Source organism: Sphingomonas sp. Ag1, assembly GCF_000980895.1.
Taxonomy (GTDB): Bacteria; Pseudomonadota; Alphaproteobacteria; order Sphingomonadales; family Sphingomonadaceae; genus Sphingomonas; species Sphingomonas panaciterrae.
Genome location: NZ_LAZX01000093.1, coordinates 171,844 through 189,051 on the forward strand (window position 1 = coordinate 171,844; position 17,208 = coordinate 189,051).

Below are 17,208 nucleotides of genomic sequence, written 5' to 3' on the forward strand. Positions count from 1 at the left end.
GCCTAAGATCTGACGAAGAAAGGGGGTGTCCGCCGGTGCGGGCGCCCCTTTTTTCATGCGCATTGTCCGGGCATTCAGCCGCGGAACAGACCGCCGAGGACGCCGCGCAGGATCGAGCCAGCAAGGTTGCCGGAGGATGATTTCCGGCGGCCGCCACCGAAGACCTGGCGGCCGAGTTCGTTAGCCACCTGACGCCCGATCGAGGAGCCGGCGGCGCGGGTGGCGGAGTCCATGGCGCGGCCCCAAGGCGACGAGGCGGCCGCCCGTTCTTCCGCGATACGGGCCCGTTCGGCGGCCTTCGCCGCGCGGGCGGCGGCCTGTGCCTGGCTCGCTTCGGCCCGTTTCATGTCATTTTCGGCCTTGGTCTGCGCAGCCGCGGCCAGTGCCTCCGCGCTCTTCGCCGCGAGCAGTTCCTCGGCCGATTCACGGTCGATCGGCGTGTCGTAGCGATTGCCGATCGCATCGGTGGTGATGATCATCCGCCGCTCATCGGCGGTCAACGGCCCGACGCGGCTTTGTGGTGCGCGTATCAGCGTGCGGGTGACCGGTGAGGGGGCGCCATCGGGCTGGAGCAGCGAGACGAGCGCCTCGCCGATCTGCAATTGCGTGATCGCGGCGGCGACGTCGACGCCGGGGTTGGCGCGGAACGTCTCGGCGGCGCTGCGCACTGCCTTCTGGTCGCGCGGGGTGAAGGCGTTGAGCTTGTGCTGGATGCGGTTGTTGAGCTGTCCCGCGATGCTGTCGGGAATGTCGATCGGGTTCTGGGTGATGAAATAGACGCCGACGCCCTTGGAGCGGATCAGGCGGACGACCTGCTCGATCTTGTCGACCAGCGAGGCAGGCGCATCATCGAACAGGAGATGCGCCTCGTCGAAGAAGAAGCACAGCGCCGGGCGGTCAGGGTCGCCGATCTCGGGCAGCGTTTCGAACAGCTCCGACAAGAGCCACAGGAGGAAGGTCGCATAGAGCTTCGGCGCGGCCATCAGCCGGTCGGCGGCGAGGATGTTGACCACGCCGCGGCCGCGATCGTCGGCCTGCATGAAGTGCGCGAGGTCGAGCGCGGGTTCGCCGAAGAAGCGGTCGCCGCCTTGGCTGCGCAATTGCATCAGCGAGCGCTGGATCGCGCCGATCGACTGCTTGGAGACATTGCCATAGCGGGTGGTGAGTTCCGCCGCACGCTCCGCGCAATGCACCAGCATGGCCTGGAGATCTTCGAGGTCGAGGAGCAGCAGGCCATCCTCGTCGGCGAGGTGGAAGGCGATCGTCATCACGCCTTCCTGAATCTCGTTCAGCCCCAGCAGCCGCGAGAGCATGAGCGAACCCATTTCGGAGATGGTGGTGCGGACAGGGTGGCCCTGTTCGCCGTAGAGATCCCAGAATTGCACTGGGCGATCGGCATAGGCCCAGCCGCTGTCGCCGATCGAGGCGGCGCGCGCGGCAAAGGCGGCGTGGGCTTTCGCCTGCGGCGCACCGGGCATGGCGAGGCCGGCGAGATCGCCCTTCACGTCGGCGACAAAGCAGGGGACGCCGGCGGCCGAGAAGCCTTCGATGATGCCCTGCACGGTCACCGTCTTGCCGGTGCCAGTGGCGCCGGCGATCAGCCCATGACGGTTGGCGAGGCGCAGGCTGAGATATTGCGGCGACGTGCCGCCCGAAGCCGCGCCGATGAAGATGCCGTCGCCCATGCTGACCTCCCGTCCGTATCGTTCCCGCCTAGCGCATGTGGCGTGAGCGCGGCGAGCATCGTTCAACCAAAAAAAGGCCTCGCACCATCGGTGCGAGGCCCCTTTTTCAGTTCAGCACGCGGTGGTGATTACTTGATCTTCACCGCGATGAACGCCGGGGGGTTGCGCCCGCGCACGACCGACAGCAGCACCTGCGGACGGTTGGCCGACTTGGCCGCCTGAACGCCGCGGGCGATATCGGCCGCGGTGCGCACCGGCGTCGAGTTGATTGAGACGATCACGTCGCCGCGGCGCAGCTTGCGGCCGGCGTCGCTGGAGGGATCGACGGCCGAAATCACTGCACCCTGCACGGTGGAATCGACACCGACCTGACGGGCGATCGTCGGAGTGAGCGGCTGCACCGTCACGCCGATGCTGTTCGAGGCCGGAACGGCGGGTCCCTCACTATCCTCGCCGAAGCTGTCGTCGCCGCCGCCGAGCTGCTGGGCGAGCTGCTCCTCGGCCGGACGCACCGTGGTGGTCACGGTGACCGTGGTCGGCTTGCCGTCACGGATCACGTCGAGCTTTGCCTGCTGGCCCGGCGCGACATTGGCGACGAGGTAGGACAAGGTCGTTTCCGGCGTGACCTGCTCGCCGTTGACGCGGGTGACGACGTCACCGGCGCGCAGGCCGCCCTTCGCCGCCGGGCCACCCGGCTCGGCGCGGGCGATGATCTCACCCGAATTCTTCGGCAGGCCGAGCGCCGCGGCGATGTCGTCGTTCAGCGGCTGGATCTGCACGCCGATATAGCCGCGCTGAACCGGCTTGCCCTTCATCAGCGTGTCGATGATCGGCTTGGCATCCTCCGCCGGAATGGCGAAGCCGATGCCGATATTGCCGCCCGACTGCGAGAAGATCTGGCTGTTGATGCCGATCACTTCGCCGTTCAGGTTGAACATCGGGCCGCCCGAATTGCCCTGGTTGATCGAGGCGTCGGTCTGAATGAACCGATCGTTGGCGCCGCCCTGGCCCGTCACGCGGTGAACCGCCGAGACGATGCCGGCGGTGACGGTGCCGCCAAGGCCGAACGGGTTGCCGATCGCGACCACCCAATCACCGACACGGGCACGCGCCGAATCGCCGAAGCGCACATAGGGCAGCGGGCCCGGAGCATCGATCTTCAGCAGGGCGAGGTCGGACGCGGTGTCGCGGCCGACGAGCTTCGCCACATATTCCTTGCGATCGGGCAGCGTGACGCGGATCGCCTCCACCGTCGCCTGGCGGTTGCCCGGCGCGACGACGTGGTTGTTGGTGACGACATAGCCGTCCGGCGAGATGATGAAGCCCGAGCCGAGCGACTGCGCCTCACGCGTGATCGGCGCGCCATTCTGCCCGCCGCGACCGCCGAACTGGCCGAACAATTCGGCGAAGGGCGTGCCGGCGAACGGATTGGCGGGCTGCGCCACCGTCACCTTCTGATCGGTGGAAATGTTGACAACCGCCGGCTGAAGCTTTGCGACCAGGTCGGCAAAGCTCATCGGCGCGCCGGCGCGCGGCGCCGATGCCTGCATCGTCCCCGGCTCGTTCTGCGCGCTCTGCGCAGAGGCAGGGTGCTGCAAGGCAAGCGAAGCGGCAGTGCCGCCGAGGAGAAGAGCGCCAGTAAGCGCATAGGCGTAACGCACGATCGTCATGTTCCTCTCGTTTGTCCGGCAGGACCGGACCAAGTTTCCAATGCCGCCGGGTCGATGAACGGCGTTTGAATGTGAACGAACCGGCCGCTTTCCCGTTGCGCTTGCGCGACATCAGGTCAGCGCCCGTTGAATTCCTTCAGATAGGCATTGTCCCGGCTCATTATAATATTCGTCGATCCTTCCGGCCGCGCATTTCCGTCAGCACCGAAGGTGTGGCGGTAGGACTGCATCGCCCGGTAGAAATCGTAGAACTTGGGATCCTTGCTGAAGGCGTCGGCATAGATGCTCGCGGCGCGGGCATCCGCCTCCGCGCGCACGATCTGCGCCTGCTTCTGACCCTGCGCCCGGATCGTATTCGCCTCCTGCTGGCGCGCGGTGCGCATCCGCTGCAGCGCGCTGTCGAGCGGGCTGCCATCGGGGAGGTCGGCATGCTTGATCCGGACGTCGACGATCGCCGCGCCATATTGGCGCGCGTCGCGTTGCAACGAGGCCTGGATCGCGTCCATCACCTTGCCGCGTTCGGGGCTGAGCAGGACGGCGAAGGGCACCTTGCCCAGTTCGTTGCGAAGCGCCGTGCCGAGCAGCGGGCGAAGCTGGTCCGCCACGCGTTCCTCGGTGTTCGACGTGCTGCCGGTCGAGGTGACCGCGCGCAGCGGATCGACGATGCGGAAGCGCGCGAAGGCGTCCACGTTCAGTCGCAGCTGATCGGTCGACAGCACCAGCGTATTGTCGAGATCGGCGTCGAGCACGCGCTTGTCGATCCACACGATCTTGTCGATGAACGGCACGCGCGCAATCAGGCCGGCGCCGGTGCGCCCGATTACCTGATCGTTCTGCCACTGGTTCACCAGGCGGATCGGATTGTTGAGGCGCAGGATCACCGCCTGCTTCGTCTCCGGCACGATCGCGAAGCTGGCCGCGCCGACGATCACCGCGCCGAGCGCGGCGAACCCGACCGCGACGGGATTGCGGAACAGCGCGCTCATCGGCCGGCCTCCGCCGCCGGGGCGGGCGTTGCCGCCGCCGCCGCACCGGTCTGCGGCTCGGTCAGCTTGCGTGCACGGTCGAGCGGCAGCAGCGGAGAGACGCCGGGGGTTTCAACAATCGTCTTGTCAGTCTTGGCCAGCACGGCCTCCATGGTTTCATAATACATGCGGCGGCGGGTCACCTCCGGCGCAAGGCGATACTGTTCGTAGACCTTGTCGAAGGCCGCGGCCTCACCCTGGGCGCGGGCGATCACCTGCTCCGAATAGCTGCGCGCATTGTTAAGATTGCCGACCGCTTCCTGCTGGGCGGCGGTGACGGCGTTGAAATCGTCGATCAGGCTGGCGGGGGCGGCGGCCTGGCGGATCGAGACGCCCTGGACGCGCACGCCGGCGTGATATTCGTTCAGGATCTGCTGCATCATCTGGGCGACGCGCGCCTCGATGTTGGTACGGCCGGCGCCGATCGCCTCGTTGAGCGTCGTCGTCGCGAGCACCGCGCGCATCGCGCTTTCGGCGGTGGCGCGGACGGTTTCGACCGGGTCCTTGATCTCGAACACGAAGTCGCGCGGGTTATCGACGCGCCAGCGCACGGTGTAGGCGAGGTCGAGGATGTTCTGGTCGCCCGTCAGCACGTTTTCGCTGCCGTCGCGGGGGAATTCGTCGACGCGCACCGCCTCCACGTCGACCTTCTGCACCGACACGAGCGGGGCGGGCAGGGTGAGGCGGATGCCCGGATCGAGCATGCCCGAATAGCGGCCGAGGAACGTCACCACGCCGCGCTGCTGCGGGCCGATCTGGTGGACCGAGGTGAACAGGATCCAGGCCGCGACGATCAGCGCGGCACCGATCAGCCACAGGTTACGCGAATTGGCACCGAGCGGCATCTGCGGCCCACCGCCGCCGCCGCCACCCGAACCGCCGCCACGAGCGCGTTTCAGGAATTCGTCGAGCGCGGTCGCCTTTGGCGCGCCCTTGCGTCCGCCGGGCGGCACCGCCCAGGGATTGCGCGGGCCGGCGTTGGTATCGTCGCTGCCGCCGTTGCCCCACGGGCCATTGGAGGAATCGTTCATCAGGATAGGCGGTCGGCGCAGCCACTGCGGCATCATGGTCATAGGGTCTTTATAGGTACACGACGCGCGAAAAACAGTGCCCCGCGCGTCCGAAGGGCGTATCGGGCCGCGGCATGGACGAGAAAGAGGCAAAACAGGCGGTGGCCGCGGTCGCCGGCGAGCGTGCGAGCGTGCGGGTGGAAGGCGACCGGATCGGCGTGGTGCTGGACGCGACCGGGCTCGACGCCAAGGCGCGTGATGCGATGGAAGCGGCGGTGCGGATGGCGATCGGGCCGAACGGCCGGGTCGTGGTGACGGCGGAGCGTGCGACCCGCCGGCTGATCGCGGTGGCGAGCGGCAAGGGCGGGGTGGGCAAGTCGACCGTGTCGGCGAACCTTGCCATTGCGCTTCGCCATGCCGGGCGGCGCGTCGGGCTGGTCGATGCCGATATCTACGGCCCGTCGCAGCCGCGACTGATGGCGGCGGAGGGCGAACGGCCGCAGGCGAAGGACAAGGTGCTGCTGCCGGTGCCGACGCCCTATGGCGTGCCGATGCTGTCGATGGGGCAGATGATCGAGCCGGGCAAGGCGATCGCGTGGCGCGGGCCGATGGCGGCGGGCGCGCTGGGGCAGCTGGTCGAGGCGGACTGGGGCGCGACCGACACGCTGGTGCTCGACCTGCCGCCGGGCACGGGCGATGTGCAGCTGACGATGATCCAGAAATATCGCCCGGCGGGCGCGGTGATCGTGTCGACGCCGCAGGACCTGGCGCTGATCGATGCGCGCCGCGCGATCGACCTGTTCGGCAAGGCGGGGATCCCGATCATCGGCCTCATTGAGAACATGGCCGGCTATGCCTGCCCGCATTGCGGCGAAGTGTCGGACCCGTTCGGCTGTGGCGGCGCTGAGGCGGCGGCGGCGGAGCTGGGCGTGCCGTTCCTGGGCCGGGTGCCGCTGACGATCGATATCCGCACCGCGTCGGACGCCGGCGAGCCGCCGGCGGCGCGGCCCGACGACACCGTGTTCCGCCCGCTGGGCGAAGCGGTGGCGCGGTGGCTGGAAACCAGCGGGGGCGGCGGGCGTTAGGAAAGCACCGGTCGTGCCGCATGCACCAGGCGGCGGCACGGGCGGACCACCCGACGAAAGGCCCCTTTCATGCCGCTGACCGCCGATGCTGATATCAAGGCGCTGCTCGAGGAAACCCGCACCATCGCGCTGATCGGCGCCTCCGACCGTCCCGACCGGCCGAGCTATGGCGTGATGAAGAAGCTGCAGGATCATGGCTATCGCGTGATCCCGGTGAATCCGCAGATCACCGGCGAGCATGTCCACGGAGAGTATGTCTTTCGCGAGCTGTCACAGATCGGCGAGCCGATCGACATGGTCGACATCTTCCGCCGTCCCGAGGCTGCGGGCGAGGCCGTGGACGAGGCGATTGCGGCGGGCGCCAAGGCGGTGTGGATGCAATTGGGCGTGGTCAACAACGAGGCCGCGGCGCGCGCCGAACAGGCCGGGCTGAAGGTGGTGATGGACCGTTGCCCGGCGATCGACATCCCGCGGCTGGGCGTGGCGCCGGTCAGCGCGGACTGACCCGCCGGCAGCGGGCAACCCCGCCCGCGCATGATTTCACCATTGGCGCGTCGCCGCTGGCTTGTCGCGGCGCGCGGGATGCCGCAAGAAACAGGATATGACCGGCGACAAGCCGGCGCCAGCGTTGAGGGAGCGGGGCGAGATGGATGAACCGGTCGCCCATGTGCACGGCCGCCCCGGTCAGCGCGATCTGACGACGGGGCCGATCGGATCGGCGCTGCTGATGTTCGCACTGCCGACGCTGGCCTCCAACGTGCTCCAGTCGCTGAACGGATCGATCAACGCGATCTGGGTCGGGCGCTTCCTGGGCGAAGGGGCGCTGGCGGCGACGTCCAACGCCAATATCATCATGTTCCTGATGTTCGGCGCGGTCTTTGGCTTTGGCATGGCGGCGACGATCATCGTCGGGCAAAGCTGGGGCCGGCGTGACGTCGACGCGGCGCGGCGCGCGTTCGGATCGGCGATCGGCTTGGTGCTGATGGGGTCGATTACCGTCGGCGCGCTCGGCTGGGTCTATGCGCCGCAGATCCTGACCGCGCTTGCCACCCCGCCCGATGCCTTCGAGCCGGCGCTGGATTACCTTCGCGTCATCTTCCTCGCGCTGCCGCCGTCGATGCTGCTGGTGCTGATGTTCATGGGGCTGCGCGGCACCGGGGATTCGGTGACGCCATTGTGGTTCATGGGGCTGGCGGTGCTGATCGATGCGGTGATGAACCCGCTGCTGATCGCGGGGCTGGGGCCGTTCCCGCGCATGGGCATCGCGGGATCCGCCACCGCGACGCTGATCGCCAATATCGTCGCGCTGGGCGCGCTGGTGGCGTGGATCGCGTGGCGCGACCTGCCGCTGCGGCTGAAGGGTGAGGAGATACGCTACATCCTGCCCGAACCCACGCTGGTGCGCACGATCGTTGGCAAGGGCGTGCCGATCGGGGCGCAGATGCTGGTGCTATCGGTGTCGGCGCTCGCGATGGTCGGGCTGGTCAACCGCAACGGGATCGACACGGTGGCGGCGTACGGCATCGTCCAGCAACTGTGGGGCTATGTGCAGATGCCGGCGATGGCGATCGGCGCGGCGGTATCGGCGATGGCGGCGCAGAATATCGGTGCCGGGCGGTGGGACCGGGTCGCGCAGATCACGCGGGCGGGCATCATCTACAATGTCGCGATCACCGCGGCGACCGTCGTGCTGGTGCTGGTGCTCGACACCGTCATCATCGGCCTGTTCATTCCCGGGGCCAGCCCGGTGCTGCCGATCGCGCAGCATATCAACCTGCTGGCCACCTGGGGCTTCATCATGTTCGGCGGGACGATGGTGCTGTTCGGGGTGATCCGCGCCAATGGCGCCGTCTGGGGCCCGCTGGCGATCATGACGATCGCGATGTTCCCGGTGCGGCTGGGCGTTGCCTTTGCCTTGCTGCCGATCATCGGCCCGGACGCCTTGTGGTGGAGTTTTCCCGTGGGCTCGGGTGCCAACCTGCTGCTGGCGGCGCTCTATTACCGTTATGGCGGGTGGCGCGAGGGCGGGCTGCTGGTGCCGGAAAGCCATTCCGATGAGCGCAGCCATGCCGATATCGAGCCGGCGGGAAGCCTGAAGCCGGTGCCCTGACGGGCCCTACCCGTGCGGTGTATCGGGATCGCGCGGGGCCATGACACGGATCGCCCCGGCGGCGATCCGCGCGCGGACCGGCGTATGCGCCAGCACCTCTCCATCGATCGAGATCGGCAGGCTGGGCCGGGTTTCGATCTTCAGATCCTTGCCGGTGAAGGTGATCGTGTCCTGATGCCGCGCATCGAGGCCGAAGAAGCTGGCGAACCAGTTCTTCACCAGCGTCCGGCGATAACGGCCAGTGACCGCCTGAACGACGATCTGGCCCGAATCGACATGCGCCTCGTCCACCAGCCAGGTGCCGCCATGATAGGGGCCGTTGGATATGCGCACCTCGACCACGCGCATCCGTTTTTCGTCAACGCCATCGTCGACGGTGAGGATGAAGGGGCGGAATTTCAGATATTGCAGCCCCGCCCAGCCGAGATAGCCGATGCGGCCCATGAACTTCTTCAGATTGTGCGGCACCGTCTCCGCGATTTGCGGCGACAGGCCCATGGCGGCGCAATTGGCGAAATAATCATTGTCGATCATGCCGAGGTCGATGCGCCGCGGCACGCCGTTCGCCAGCACGTCGATTGCCCCGTCGATGTCGAGCGGCAGGCCAAGCGTGCGCGCGAAACTGTTCGCGGTGCCGAGCGGCAGCACACCGAGGATCACGTCCTCCCCCACCAGCCGGTCGACTAGCCCGCTGACGGTGCCGTCGCCGCCGCCCAGGATGACGAGATCGGGCTTCTTGGCGAGCGCGGCATCGATCGTCTGTTCGAGTTTGTCGGGATCCTCCACGGCATGGGCATCGACCGGGAAGGGCAGCACCTCCAGTCGTTTGCAGGCGCGGCGGAACAGCTTCTGCCCCTTGCGCGACTTGGCGTTGACGATCAGGGCCGCGGACCGGATTTCGCTCATGACGCCGCAACGCACGAGGCGCGGTTTCGCCCCCGTAACGCTTGCGTGGCCGCGCGACGCGGCGCACATGCCATGGCCATGAGTGCATCCTTTCCCGCCATTCGCCTTCGCCGTACCCGCGCCGCGGACTGGAGCCGCCGGCTGCATCGCGAGACGATGCTGACCCCGGCCGACCTGATCTGGCCGCTGTTCATCGCTGACGGGGGAGGCGTGGAGGAGCCGATCGCGAGCCTGCCGGGCGTGTCGCGCTGGTCGGTCGACCGGATCGTCGAGCGCGCGCGCGAGGCACAGGCGCTGGGCATTCCCTGCCTTGCCCTGTTCCCCAACACGCCGGGCCATCTGCGCAGCGAGGACGGGCGCGAGGCGCTCAATCCCGACAACCTCATGTGCCGCGCGATCCGTGCGGTGAAGGATGCGGTGCCCGATATCGGCATCCTGACCGACGTCGCGCTCGACCCCTATACCGCGCACGGGCATGACGGGCTGGTCGATGAGGCGGGCTATGTGCTGAACGATGCGACGGTCGAACTGCTCGTCGGCCAGTCGCTGAACCAGGCGGCGGCGGGGGCGGATATCATCGCACCGTCGGACATGATGGACGGCCGCATCGGCACGATCCGCACCGCGCTGGAGGCGACCGGGCATGCCAACGTCCAGATCATGGCCTATGCCGCTAAATATGCCAGCGCCTTCTACGGCCCGTTCCGCGATGCGGTGGGCAGCCGCGGGCTGCTGAAGGGCGACAAGAAGACGTATCAGATGGATTATGGCAACGCGGAGGAAGCGCTGCGCGAGGTGGCGTTGGACCTCGCGGAGGGCGCGGACAGCGTGATGGTGAAGCCGGGGCTGCCGTATCTCGACATTGCGCGCCGCGTGAAGGAGCGGTTCGAGGTGCCGGTGTTCGCATATCAGGTGTCGGGCGAATATGCGATGATCGAGGCGGCGGTCGCGGCCGGCGCGGCGGATCGCGACGCGATGGTGATCGAGACGCTGACCGCGTTCAAGCGCGCCGGCTGTTCGGGCGTGCTGACCTATCACGCCGTCCATGCCGCGAGGCTGCTGACCGCGTGATCGAGACCGACCGCCTGATCCTGCGCGTGCCGGAGGCGCGCGACCGCGCGCCGCTGCATGCGATGTGGGCGGACCCGGCGGTTATGGCGGATCTCGGCCCGGTGAAGGACGCGGCGGCGAGCGATATGGCGTTGCAGCGGCACGCGAGCTACGCGCCGCTCGGCTTTCGCGCGGTTGTGGAGCGCGGGAGTGGTGAGACGATCGGATTTTGCGGGCTGAAGCCCGGCGCGCCCGATACGCCGATCGCGGGGATGCTGGAGATCGGCTGGATGCTGGCGACCCCCTGGTGGGGCGCGGGCTATGCGCGCGAGGCGGCGGGCGCGATCATCGCCTGGGGCTGGCAAGCGCGGCACGAGGATGCGATCGTCGCGATCACCGCGCGGCAGAACGGGCGGAGCCGGGCGCTGATGGAGCGGCTGGGCATGGCGCACGACCCAGCGCTCGATTTCGATCACCCGCTGTTCGACGCTGAAGACCCGCGGCGCGACACGGTGACCTACCAGATCGTGCGCCCGTGATCGCGACCGGGCGCCCGGCGCATGGCTGAGCCGCAGCGCGCAGGCCGTGCGCTTTACGTCCTGACGATCCTGGCGGGATCGTTCCTGTTGTTCCTGGTCCAGCCGATGGTGGCGCGGATCGCGCTGCCGCGGCTGGGCGGCGCGCCGGCGGTGTGGAACTCGGCGATGCTGGTGTACCAGGCGCTGCTGCTCGCCGGCTATGGCTATGCCCATGCGCTGGACCGGTTGCCGGTGCGGCGGCAGGCGGCGGTGCACCTGGGGCTGCTGGCGATCGCCAGCCTGTGGCTGCCGATCGGGGTGCTCGGCTGGACGCTGCCGAGCGGGACGGCGCCCGAATTGTGGGTGCCTTGGCTGCTCGCCGCGTCCATCGGGCCATTGTTTGTCGCGGTGTCGGCGCAGGCGCCGCTGATCCAGCGCTGGTTCGCCGCGGCGCGGCCGGGGCAGGACCCCTATCGGCTGTATGCCGCGTCGAACCTTGGCAGCTTTGCCGGGCTGCTTGCCTATCCGTTGCTGGTCGAGCCGCTGGTGTCGGTGGCCGGGCAAAGGTGGCTGTGGACGGGCGGGTATTTGCTGCTGATCGCGCTGGTCGCCGCGATTGCGTGGCGGCTACCCAACGCGGCGGTGCAGCGTGCAGAGCCCGTCGCCGAAGATACGCCGCCGGGCTGGCGGCGGATCGCGATGTGGATCGCACTGGCGCTGGTCCCGTCGGGGCTGATGCTGGCGACGTCGACCTATATCACCACCGACATCGTCGCCATGCCGCTGCTGTGGGTGCTGCCGCTGGGGCTGTACCTCCTCAGCTTCAGCATCGCCTTTGCCGACCGGCGCGCGCCGGCCGATTTCATCACGAGCGTGGCGCCGATCACCATCATCCTGTTCGGCGGGGTGATGATCGGCGGGTTCACGCTGGAGCCCGCGCTGGGGCTGCTGCTGGCGCTGGCGCTGCTGTTCATGGTCGCGGTGGCGCTGCATACCGCGATGTACCGGTTGCGCCCCGCGCCGCAGCGGCTGACCGGTTTCTACCTTGCCATGTCGGTCGGCGGGGCGCTGGGCGGGCTGTTCGCCGGGCTGATCGCGCCGGGACTGTTCGACTGGACGTGGGAATATCCGCTGCTGATCCTGGCGGCGGGCGCGCTGGTGCCGCAATCGATCCTGCTGCCGCCGCTCCGGGCGCTGTGGCGGCGGGGCCGGGGCATTCCCGCGCTGGCCGTGGTGGGCGCGATCTGCGCGCTGCTGCTGATGCTGCGCCAATGGGGGCCGGCGGCGTGGTTTGGTGAGGATAGCCCGGGGCTGATCTTTGCGGTGATCGCGGTGGTGGGGCTGGCCTCGATCGGCGTTCGCGCGGCCTATGTCACGGTGCTGGCGGTATCGCTGCTGCTGTTCGGCGGGATCAACGCGCTGCGCATCACCGCGGCGGGCGACATCCGCACGCGCAGCTATTTCGGTGTTTATACTTTGTCCGAGCGGGCCGATGAGCGCACGCTGGCGCATGGCACGACGCTGCACGGCGTCCAGCTGCTGGGATCACCCGAGCGCGAGCAGCAGCCGACGACCTATTATACGCCGTCGTCGGGCGTCGGCCGCGCGCTGACCATTGCGCCGGCGCTGTACGGACCGGAGGGGCGGATCGGCGTGGTCGGGCTGGGGACGGGGACGCTCGCCTGCTATGCGCTGCCGACGCAATATTGGACGTTCTTCGAAATCGATCCGGTGGTGGCGGAGCTGGCCCGGACGCGTTTCTCGTTCCTGCGCACCTGTACGCCCGACGCGCAGACGGTGATCGGGGATGCACGCGTGTCGATCGCGGCGGCGAGGCCGCAATCGTTCGACCTCCTCGCGCTCGACGCCTTTTCGTCGGATGCGGTGCCGATCCACCTGCTGACGCGCGAAGCCTTTGCCGATTACGGCCGCGCGCTGCAGCCCAAGGGGTTGCTGCTGGTGCATATCTCCAACCGCTACATGGACCTGACGCCGATCGTCGCGGCGGCGGCGCGGGCGGGCGAATGGCAGGCGATCGAGCTGATGGACCGGCCGCCGCTGAACGAGGATGGCGCATCGCTGTCGCATTGGATCGCGCTGTCGCGTGATCCCGGCGTGATCGACGCGCTGAAGGGCTATGGCACTGGGTGGGTGGCGATCGATCAGGCCGGGGCGGGCGCGGGCTGGACCGACGATTATGCGTCGATCCTGCCGCTGCTTCATCCCTGAGGGCGGGACGGGTCGCGGCTCACTCGGCGCTGCGTTCAACCGAATCGAGGATGCGCGCGCCGGCCATGAAGACGGCGATCGGGCAGACCGAGAAGAGCAGCCAGCCGGCGGGGCCGGGATAATCCTGAAGATAGTGAACGCCGCGTTCGGTTGCGCCAAGGCCGAGGCCGTAGATGACGACGAAAGCTTCGAACTTGGTCTTGATCGTGAAGAGGCGAGCGAGACGAGCGAACATGCTGAAACATCAGCAAGTTTCGGACCAGCGGCGCAAATCCGCCATTTATGCACGTCGGCCAAGAGTTAACTGTCAATTAACCTTACAAGATCGAGTGCCTCGTGCAGCGCGCGGTGGGCCGTTTCCACCTGAGCAAGCAACGCCGGATCGCCGATCCGGTCGAAGGCGATTTCCTCCGGCCAGTGCGCGGCGATCACATCGGCGATGGAATCGAGCTTTGCCGCATCGACCAGGAAGCGCAGATCGACCGTCGCGGGATCGCACACCACGCGTAGCCGCAAGCAGGCGGGGCCGCCGCCATTCGCCATGGACTCGCGCACGTCGACCACCTCCGCCGCGCGGATCGGGCCGTTGCTGGCGAGATGATCCTGCAGCCATGACCAGACGGGGGCGCTGTCACGCGCCTCGCCGGGGACGATCAGCGTCTGTCCGCTGCCGGGCACGGTGACGAGCTGGGCGTTGAAGAGGTAGGACTGGATCGCCTCTGCGAGGCTGACCTGTGCCGCGGGCACCTCGACGATCTCTACCTCGGGCAGGAGGCGGCGAAGGTCCGCGTAGAAGGCCGCGGGGTCAGCGAAGGCGTGTTCGTGGGTGAAGAGCGTGCGTTCGTTGGCGACGGCGACCACGTCATTGTGGAAGGCGCCGGCAGCGATGGCCGCCTCCGACTGCTGCACGTACAGGGTGCGCGCGGGATCGAGACCGTGGCCGCGGGCAATCGCCTCGCTCGCCTCACGATTCTGGCGGGCGGGGAAGGGGCCGCCGCTTTCGCCATAGACGAAGACCTCGACGCCCGGCGCATCATGCGCGGCGCATAGCCGCATGTGATTGGCCGCGCCCTCGTCACCGAACGGGGCGGGGATCGGCGGATGAACGACGAAGGCGCTGTCGGCGAAGGCGAGGCGAAGCTGGGCCAGCGTCACCGGCCATTCGTGGCTGCGATGCGGCATGGTGACGAGGTTGGCGACGGTGAGGTGGCAGCGGCGATCGGCGCAATCGGCGGCGGGGGAGACGGTGGCGGCGTTGGCCGCCCACATCGGCGAGGCGGAAAAGGCCCGCGCCTGAAGATGCGGGCGCGCGGTGGCATAATCGCTGTTCAGCGCGGCGAGCCAGCGGTGGTCGGGGCGGGGATGGGGGAGAAGGACGCCCTGCGTCAGCCCGAGCGCCAGGTTGCGGCGCATCTTCTCGATCCCCTGCAGCGCGGCGGCACGGGGATGCGAGGTCGCGCCGGCATTGCGCGCGGCGGCGAGGTTGCCGGGGCTGAGCCCGGCATAATTGTGGCTGGGACCGACGATGCCGTCGAAGTTGATCTCCTGAATCATGCGCCGCGTTCCTCTCGCCAGATGGGTTCAGATCCGTTCGACGTGCAGGACCTTGTCGCCGTCCTGCGCGTGGATCGCGGCGGCGCAGGCCGGATCGAGGGCAACGCCCGCGTCCTGCGGCGCCACCGTGCCGAAGGCGCAGCGGAAATCGGACAGGCGGCCATGCGCCACCAGCGATTCGATGCCGGCATCGGCGTTGGCGGCAATGACGGCCGCTTCCTTTGCCTCACGGACCGAGCGCACGGCATCGATCCGCGCGGTCATGGTCGGGCCGCCATCAAAGATGTCGATATATTTTTCGAAGGCGAACCCTTCGTTTTCCAGCATCCGCATCGCGGCGCGGCCTGAGGGGTGGGGCATGCCGATCGCGGCGCGCGCGCTTTCGGACAGCATCGCGGTATAGATCGGATGCTTGGGCATCAGATCGGCGATGAACTGGTGGCCGTTGATGGCATTGAAGGCGTCCGCCTCCTGGAAGTTCATGCCGAAGAAGCGCCCGGCGAGGCCGTCCCAGAAGGGCGAGCCGCCCGCTTCGTCGATCACGCCGCGAAGCTCCGCCAGCACGCGATCGCCGAAGCGCGCGCGATGCGCACGAATGAAGAGGTAGCGGCTGCGCGCGAGCAGCAGGCCGAGCCCGCCGGCGCGCTCCCCCGGGTGGAGGAACAGGCCGCCGACCTCGCTCGACCCCTCCAGATCGGTGGTCAGCGACAGCATCTCCGCGCGGAAGGTGCGGTCGAGTTCGCGGCTGTGCTGGGTCAGCGTGCTGATGCGGTAGCTGTAGAAGGGGTGTTTCTGGCCAACCTGGGTGAAGATCTGGCAGGTACCGCGCACGTCGCCGGTGGCGGTGTTTTCGAGGATGAGGACGAACAGTTCATCCTCCACGCTCGGCTCATCACGGGCAAAGGCGGCGTGGCTGCGATCGAGCTTCGCCTTCAGCGCGCGGCGGTCGGGGGGGAGATTGGTGAATCCGCCGCCGGTCAGCTTTGCCATCTCATAGAGATGCGCAAGATCTTCATCACGTGCCGCCCGGACAACAAATGTCACAAACCCTCCTCAGCCAGTCGCAAGATGGTGACCGCCGACAGCGCGGCGCGTTCGGCCAGGCTATCGACGATCAGGAATTCCTCAGGTGAATGGATCCCGCCGCCGCGCACCCCCATCGTGTCGATGACCGGCGTGCCGACCGCGGCGATATTGTTGCCGTCGCACACCCCGCCGGTGTCGCGCCAGGCGATCGACAGGTCGAGATCGGCGCCGGTGCGGCGCACCAGATCGAACAGGCGCGCCGCCTGCGCGTCGATCGGCTTGGGCGGGCGATTGAAGCTGCCGTGCACCTCTACGGCCACGTCGTGCGCGGTGGTGACGGCGGCGACCGCCTCGTCGATCGCCTGTCGCGCACGGGCGATCTCGTCGGCATCCTTGGGTCGGAAATTGACGCGCAGGACGGCAAGGTCGGGCACGACATTGTTGGGGCCGCCGCCATCGATGCGCGCGGGATTGACCGAGAGGCGCGGGCTTTTTGCCGCGTCGAGGCGAAGCGCGATGGCGGCGGCGGCGACGACCGCGTTGCGGCCCTCCTCCGGATTGCGCCCCGCATGGGCCGCGCGGCCGCGCACGACGATCGAGAAATTGCCCGTGCCGCCGCGCGCGCCGGCAAGTGTGCCGTCGGGGAGGGCGGGTTCATAGGTGAGCGCGGCGAGCTTGCCCCGTGCGGCCGCTTCGATCAGCGCAGCGGAGGAGAAGGAGCCGGTTTCCTCGTCCGAATTGATGACCACGTCATAGCCGATCGGGCAGCCGACCGCCTCGATCCCCTCCAGTGCGGCGATCATCACCGCCAGCCCGCCCTTCATGTCGGCAACGCCGGGGCCGTTGATCGTGCCGTCAGGACGATCGACGAGCGTCTGGAAGGGGTGGTCGGCCGGATAGACGGTGTCCATATGCCCGGTCAGCAGCAGCCGGCGCGGCGCATCGGGACGCACCGCGAGATGAAGGTGCCGGCCATGGTCGATCGCGCGGACGGCGCCGTCGGGGGTCACCCGCTCCGCCGCGGCGGGCGCAACCAACGTCACCTCGCCCGGAAGCGCCGACAAAGCCTCGGCCAGCATGTCCGCGACGGTCGCGAGGCCGGCGAGGTTTGCGGTGCCGCTGTTCACCGCCGACCAAGCGCGGGTGCGGGCGAGCATGGGGGATTGCGCCGCGTGCGCCACCGCTCGTTCCTCGGTCGGGTTCAGCCTTGCCATCAATGGCGGCTGCTAGCCGATGCGGCGAGCATCGACCACCCCGCGGTTCTGCGAGTGATTCTCAAGGGCCCCATGCCTTGCCCCGAGGGGCCGCGAGGCCTAAAGCGACCGCGAATTTTTTCAATC

The 17,208-nt window shown here is 68.2% G+C and carries 15 protein-coding genes; 6 read left to right on the plus strand and 9 right to left on the minus strand.

Annotated features, from left to right (window positions below; translation table 11 throughout):
- Nucleotides 1-74 precede the first annotated feature (74 nt).
- From XM50_RS12570 to hflK, 4 genes are all read right to left on the minus strand, one after another.
- Nucleotides 75-1,685 (minus strand): helicase HerA-like domain-containing protein, encoded by a 1,611-nt coding sequence (locus XM50_RS12570; protein ID WP_046409913.1) that lies wholly within the window; start codon nucleotides 1,683-1,685, stop codon nucleotides 75-77.
- A 128-nt stretch (nucleotides 1,686-1,813) separates the two neighbouring features.
- Entirely contained in the window at nucleotides 1,814-3,346 is a 1,533-nt protein-coding gene (locus XM50_RS12575) for a Do family serine endopeptidase (RefSeq protein WP_046410041.1), read from the minus strand.
- A 125-nt stretch (nucleotides 3,347-3,471) separates the two neighbouring features.
- Nucleotides 3,472-4,341, minus strand: a complete 870-nt coding sequence (gene hflC / locus XM50_RS12580; protein WP_046409915.1) for a protease modulator HflC — start codon at nucleotides 4,339-4,341, stop codon at nucleotides 3,472-3,474.
- Nucleotides 4,338-5,453: a protease modulator HflK gene (gene hflK, locus XM50_RS12585; RefSeq protein ID WP_046409916.1), complete on the minus strand. Its 1,116-nt coding sequence runs from the start codon at nucleotides 5,451-5,453 to the stop codon at nucleotides 4,338-4,340. Before hflK ends, hflC begins: the two co-directional genes overlap by 4 nt.
- 71 nt (nucleotides 5,454-5,524) lie before the next feature.
- Between hflK and XM50_RS12590 the strand changes: the two genes are divergently transcribed.
- The 3 genes from XM50_RS12590 (at nucleotide 5,525) to XM50_RS12600 (ending at nucleotide 8,585) form a co-directional block, all read left to right on the plus strand.
- The gene (locus tag XM50_RS12590; RefSeq protein WP_046409918.1) at nucleotides 5,525-6,475 is read left to right on the plus strand and encodes an Mrp/NBP35 family ATP-binding protein; all 951 of its coding nucleotides are present in this window, start codon (nucleotides 5,525-5,527) and stop codon (nucleotides 6,473-6,475) included.
- A gap of 69 nt (nucleotides 6,476-6,544) precedes the next feature.
- A complete protein-coding gene (locus XM50_RS12595; protein ID WP_046409919.1) occupies nucleotides 6,545-6,979 on the plus strand; it encodes a CoA-binding protein in 435 nt (144 codons plus the stop codon).
- 142 nt (nucleotides 6,980-7,121) lie between these two features.
- Nucleotides 7,122-8,585, plus strand: coding sequence for an MATE family efflux transporter (locus XM50_RS12600; RefSeq protein ID WP_046410042.1), 1,464 nt, complete (start codon nucleotides 7,122-7,124; stop codon nucleotides 8,583-8,585).
- Between the two features lie 6 nt (nucleotides 8,586-8,591).
- On the opposite strand, the gene XM50_RS12605 is transcribed toward XM50_RS12600, so the two are convergent.
- The gene (locus XM50_RS12605; protein WP_046409921.1) at nucleotides 8,592-9,491 is read right to left on the minus strand and encodes a diacylglycerol/lipid kinase family protein; all 900 of its coding nucleotides are present in this window, start codon (nucleotides 9,489-9,491) and stop codon (nucleotides 8,592-8,594) included.
- Between the two features lie 78 nt (nucleotides 9,492-9,569).
- Between XM50_RS12605 and hemB the strand changes: the two genes are divergently transcribed.
- Genes hemB through XM50_RS12620 form a run of 3 tightly spaced genes read left to right on the plus strand, consistent with a single transcriptional unit; the run spans nucleotide 9,570 to nucleotide 13,288 of the window.
- A complete protein-coding gene (gene hemB, locus XM50_RS12610) occupies nucleotides 9,570-10,562 on the plus strand; it encodes a porphobilinogen synthase (RefSeq protein WP_046409922.1) in 993 nt (330 codons plus the stop codon).
- Nucleotides 10,559-11,080 (plus strand): GNAT family N-acetyltransferase, encoded by a 522-nt coding sequence (locus XM50_RS12615; RefSeq protein ID WP_046409924.1) that lies wholly within the window; start codon nucleotides 10,559-10,561, stop codon nucleotides 11,078-11,080. Before hemB ends, XM50_RS12615 begins: the two co-directional genes overlap by 4 nt.
- Nucleotides 11,081-11,101: 21 nt before the next feature.
- A complete protein-coding gene (locus XM50_RS12620) occupies nucleotides 11,102-13,288 on the plus strand; it encodes a fused MFS/spermidine synthase (protein ID WP_046409926.1) in 2,187 nt (728 codons plus the stop codon).
- Nucleotides 13,289-13,307: 19 nt separating this feature from the next.
- Here XM50_RS12620 and XM50_RS12625 read toward each other — a convergent pair whose 3' ends face one another.
- The 4 genes from XM50_RS12625 to XM50_RS12640 all read right to left on the minus strand — a co-directional run bounded on the left by XM50_RS12625 (nucleotide 13,308) and on the right by XM50_RS12640 (nucleotide 17,082).
- Nucleotides 13,308-13,523: a hypothetical protein gene (locus XM50_RS12625; protein ID WP_046409928.1), complete on the minus strand. Its 216-nt coding sequence runs from the start codon at nucleotides 13,521-13,523 to the stop codon at nucleotides 13,308-13,310.
- A gap of 65 nt (nucleotides 13,524-13,588) precedes the next feature.
- Complete coding sequence (locus XM50_RS12630) at nucleotides 13,589-14,842, minus strand: N-succinylarginine dihydrolase (protein ID WP_046409930.1); 1,254 nt, start codon at nucleotides 14,840-14,842, stop codon at nucleotides 13,589-13,591.
- Nucleotides 14,843-14,869: 27 nt separating this feature from the next.
- Nucleotides 14,870-15,886, minus strand: coding sequence for an arginine N-succinyltransferase (locus XM50_RS12635; protein WP_046409931.1), 1,017 nt, complete (start codon nucleotides 15,884-15,886; stop codon nucleotides 14,870-14,872).
- Nucleotides 15,883-17,082: a hydrolase gene (locus XM50_RS12640; protein ID WP_046409933.1), complete on the minus strand. Its 1,200-nt coding sequence runs from the start codon at nucleotides 17,080-17,082 to the stop codon at nucleotides 15,883-15,885. The genes XM50_RS12635 and XM50_RS12640 overlap by 4 nt, the downstream gene beginning before the upstream one ends.
- Nucleotides 17,083-17,208 lie beyond the last annotated feature (126 nt).

Excerpts from the sequence above, each read along its gene's own strand:
- XM50_RS12570 (WP_046409913.1), bottom strand. The coding sequence starts at position 1,685 with ATGGGCGACGGCATCTTCATCGGCGCGGCTTCGGGCGGCACGTCGCCG.
- hflC (WP_046409915.1), bottom strand. The coding sequence starts at position 4,341 with ATGAGCGCGCTGTTCCGCAATCCCGTCGCGGTCGGGTTCGCCGCGCTC.
- hflK (WP_046409916.1), bottom strand. The coding sequence starts at position 5,453 with ATGACCATGATGCCGCAGTGGCTGCGCCGACCGCCTATCCTGATGAAC.
- XM50_RS12590 (WP_046409918.1), top strand. The coding sequence starts at position 5,525 with ATGGACGAGAAAGAGGCAAAACAGGCGGTGGCCGCGGTCGCCGGCGAG.
- XM50_RS12595 (WP_046409919.1), top strand. The coding sequence starts at position 6,545 with ATGCCGCTGACCGCCGATGCTGATATCAAGGCGCTGCTCGAGGAAACC.
- XM50_RS12600 (WP_046410042.1), top strand. The coding sequence starts at position 7,122 with ATGGATGAACCGGTCGCCCATGTGCACGGCCGCCCCGGTCAGCGCGAT.
- XM50_RS12605 (WP_046409921.1), bottom strand. The coding sequence starts at position 9,491 with ATGAGCGAAATCCGGTCCGCGGCCCTGATCGTCAACGCCAAGTCGCGC.
- hemB (WP_046409922.1), top strand. The coding sequence starts at position 9,570 with ATGAGTGCATCCTTTCCCGCCATTCGCCTTCGCCGTACCCGCGCCGCG.
- XM50_RS12620 (WP_046409926.1), top strand. The coding sequence starts at position 11,102 with ATGGCTGAGCCGCAGCGCGCAGGCCGTGCGCTTTACGTCCTGACGATC.
- XM50_RS12625 (WP_046409928.1), bottom strand. The coding sequence starts at position 13,523 with ATGTTCGCTCGTCTCGCTCGCCTCTTCACGATCAAGACCAAGTTCGAA.
- XM50_RS12630 (WP_046409930.1), bottom strand. The coding sequence starts at position 14,842 with ATGATTCAGGAGATCAACTTCGACGGCATCGTCGGTCCCAGCCACAAT.
- XM50_RS12640 (WP_046409933.1), bottom strand. The coding sequence starts at position 17,082 with ATGGCAAGGCTGAACCCGACCGAGGAACGAGCGGTGGCGCACGCGGCG.